This is a genomic window from Mesorhizobium sp. M7A.F.Ca.CA.004.04.2.1 (assembly GCF_004022825.1).
GTDB lineage: Bacteria > Pseudomonadota > Alphaproteobacteria > Rhizobiales > Rhizobiaceae > Mesorhizobium.
Genome location: NZ_RZPH01001805.1, coordinates 1 through 431, shown reverse-complemented (window position 1 = coordinate 431; position 431 = coordinate 1). Strand labels below are relative to the sequence as shown.

1 pseudogene is annotated in these 431 nt (G+C 61.7%); it reads right to left on the bottom strand.

Annotated elements, in window-relative coordinates:
* Positions 1-209: 209 nt before the first annotated feature.
* Positions 210-431 (bottom strand): annotated as a pseudogene (locus EN893_RS37670) (BMP family ABC transporter substrate-binding protein); the annotation flags it as partial.

Here is a 431-nt window from a genome sequence, read left to right as displayed (position 1 = left end):
CCGCAAGGTCGATGCCGTCATTGGCGACGAATGCGCCAAAACGCTTGGTGATGCCAGTCAACTCGACGGCTATCGCGGCATTGCTGTGGAGGGTCGGCGACCCCGGCGTGTTCGACAACGTGGCTCTCGCAGATTGGACACTGATCCGCCGCGGCAAGCCGCGGCGGATCAGTGTAGCGCTTTCTTGGGAGGGAGGCGCTGTTGTTGGCTTACTTTGCCTTGGCGATCACGATCTTGCCGTCGACGATGCCCTTTTTGATCTCGTCCAGCTTGGCGGTCACGTCAGCGGGGATCTTTGGGGCAATATCATCGCAGACCTTGACCTCGACACCGCCCGAGGCGAGGTCGAAAGTGCGGGTGCCGGCGGTGATCTTGCGGCCCTCGACCTCATCCTTGATCAGCGTGTAGACGGCGATGTCGCCGCGCTTCAG